The following is a 2,640-nucleotide window of genomic DNA, read 5'->3' as shown; positions in this document are numbered from 1 at the left end:
GCGCGCATCGTGCCGGCGCTGCCGTTCGCGCTGGAGCGCGGCCTCATCCTGCTCGCCGGAATCTGGTTCGTGAACCTCGTCAACTTCATGGACGGGCTCGACCTGATGACGGTGGCGGAGGTGGTGCCGGTCACGGCCGCGCTCGGGCTGCTCGGATGGTTTGGCGACCTCTCGACGTCCGCCGGACTGCTCGCCACCGCGCTGTGCGGGGCCATGCTCGGCTTTGCGCCGTTCAACCGTCCAGCCGCAAGAGTCTTCCTCGGCGATGTCGGCAGCCTGCCGATCGGTCTGTTGCTCGGCTGGTGCCTGCTCGAGCTTGCCTGGCACGGGCAGCCCGCTGCCGCGCTGCTGCTGCCGGCCTATTACCTTGCGGATTCCACCGTCACGCTGTTTCGCCGCATCATCAGGCGCGAGCCGTTCTGGTCGGCCCACCGCACGCACTTCTATCAACGTGCAACTGACAACGGTTTTGCCGTCTCGCGCGTCGTCGGCGAGGTCTTCCTGCTCAACCTCTTGCTGGCGGCGTTGGCCATCGTCACCGTTCGCGCCGGCTCGATGACGATCGCGATTGTGTCGTTGTTCGCAGGCGGGGCCGCCGTCGCTTTCGTGCTGCGGCGCTTTTCTCGCACTCAGTCGTCCTGAGACTCCACCGCCAGCCGCAGCCCCTCCTCGAGAGAGACCTGCGGCTGCCAGCCGGTCGCGATCGCCTTCGAGATGTCGATCTCGAGCGAGCCGATCAGCCCGTCCTGCATGTCCTGACGGCCCATCATGCGCAGGACCGTGCCGAGCAGGCTTGGCGGTATGCCGAACAGCCGGGCGCTCTTGCCGGAGGCTCGCGCCAGGCACGCGATGAATTCAGGCGTCGAGACCCGCTCCCGGTCGGCCAGCAGGAAGATCTCGAAATTGCTCACCGCGTCAGGATGGCGGAGCCGATGCAGGACGAATGACGACAGGTTCTGCACGGCAAGAAAGTTGCGGCGATTGCGGATCGCCGCAAAGGGCAGCGGCAGCCCCAGCCTGACTGCACGCGCCAGCATTGGGAAATTGCCCTTCGCGTGCGCGCCGTAGATCAGCGGCGGCCTGATCACCGAGATTTTCATGTCGGTGTCGCGCGCGAGCGTCCTCAAGCCTGCCTCGGCCTCAGCCTTGGATGTGCCGTAAAGGCCACGCGGCGTTGGCAGATCGCTCTCGCTGAACGGCGAGCGGCCGTCATTGCTGCGGCCATGCACCAGGACCGTGCTGATGAAGATGAAATGACGCACGCCGGCCGTTGCCGCGTAGCGTGCCAGGCGCAGTGTGCCCTCGACATTGACCTTGCGGTAGAGCTCGGCCGCGTGCTCGTCGTTCTTGTGGTGCACGCGGGCGGCGAGATGGATCACCGCGTCGACGCCTTCAAGCGCGGCCTGCCAATTGGTTTCGGGGCCGATCGATTCGATCACGACCTCGCCATCCGCCCCTTCCTGGCTGCGCACCGCGCGGCGGACCGACCAGCCCTCGCGCGTCAATGCGCGCACGACGTGACGGCCGATGAAGCCACTCGCCCCCGTCACCAGCGCGACCGGCTTTGTCTCGCTCATCGTTGCTCCGACAGAACAGCGCGCAACGACCCATCGATCGGCATGGTCAGGCCGCCGTCGATCCGAATTCGGGCACCGCATCCTTCAGGATGGTTCTGATGGTGGCGCGGTCGTCGCGCGCGATCGCCAGCTCGAGCGCAGCGATCCATTTGCGCAGAGTCTGCATCGGCGGCTCGTTCGGCTGCGCAGCCATGATGCCGGGGATGCCGATTTCGTGGGTCGGCTCCTCGGAGGCGAACAGGATCTCGTACAGCCGCTCGCCCGGCCGCATGCCCGTGAACACGATATCGATGTCATAACCGGGCTCGAGGCCCGAGAGGCGGATCATCCGCTCGGCGAGATCGACGATCTTCACCGGCTGCCCCATGTTGAGCACATAGACCGAAACATCCGGCCGCGATTGCCCGAGTGCGTGCGTTGCCGACGTGATGACGAGATCGCAAGCCTCGCGGATGGTCATGAAATAGCGGACCATATCGGGATGGGTGACGGTGACCGGGCCGCCGGCCTCGATCTGCGCCTTGAATTTCGGAACGACAGACCCGTTCGAGGCCAGCACATTGCCGAAGCGCACCGAGATCAGCCGCATCGGCGGCCTGGCGCCGCCGCTCGCTGCGGCAAGATCATGGTCGAGGGCCTGGCAATACATTTCGGCGAAGCGCTTGGTCAATCCAAGCATCGACACCGGCTCGATCGCCTTGTCGGTCGAGATCATCACCATCGCCTCGGCGCCGGCGGCTAGCGCGGCATCGGCGACGTTGATCGAGCCGAAGATGTTGGTCTTGACCCCCTCGCTCCAGTCGCGCTCGAGGATCGGCACGTGCTTGAGCGCCGCGGCGTGAAACACGATGTCCGGCTTGAACTTGGCCATCAGGCGCATCATGCGTTCGCGGTCGCGGATGTCGGCAATCCGCCCTTCGATCGCAGCGCCGGAGCCGTGCGCGGCGAGGGTCTCCGTGACGGCGTAGAGCGCAGGCTCGGAATTCTCCACAACCAGCAGGCGCGCCGCACCGAAGGCGACCACGCGCTCGCAGATCTCCGACCCGATCGAGCCGCCGCCGCC

At 66.1% G+C, this 2,640-nt stretch carries 3 protein-coding genes; 1 reads left to right on the top strand and 2 read right to left on the bottom strand.

The window, feature by feature from the left end; genetic code table 11:
• A partial coding sequence (locus XH84_RS42035; RefSeq protein WP_488226023.1) for an MraY family glycosyltransferase occupies nt 1-642 on the top strand: 642 nt, incomplete at its 5' end.
• Here the strand turns inward: XH84_RS42035 and XH84_RS42030 are convergent.
• The gene (locus XH84_RS42030) at nt 630-1,577 is read right to left on the bottom strand and encodes an NAD-dependent epimerase/dehydratase family protein (RefSeq protein WP_128917769.1); all 948 of its coding nucleotides are present in this window, start codon (nt 1,575-1,577) and stop codon (nt 630-632) included. The two genes, XH84_RS42035 and XH84_RS42030, sit on opposite strands and share 13 nt — an antisense overlap.
• A gap of 46 nt (nt 1,578-1,623) precedes the next feature.
• Nucleotides 1,624-2,640: SDR family NAD(P)-dependent oxidoreductase (locus XH84_RS42025; RefSeq protein WP_245471577.1), on the bottom strand; the 1,017-nt coding region annotated here is incomplete at its 5' end.

The organism is Bradyrhizobium nanningense, assembly GCF_004114535.1.
GTDB classification, from domain to species: domain Bacteria; phylum Pseudomonadota; class Alphaproteobacteria; order Rhizobiales; family Xanthobacteraceae; genus Bradyrhizobium; species Bradyrhizobium nanningense.
The sequence above is the reverse complement of the archived record's forward strand: the minus strand, read 5'-3'. Positions and strand labels throughout refer to the sequence as shown.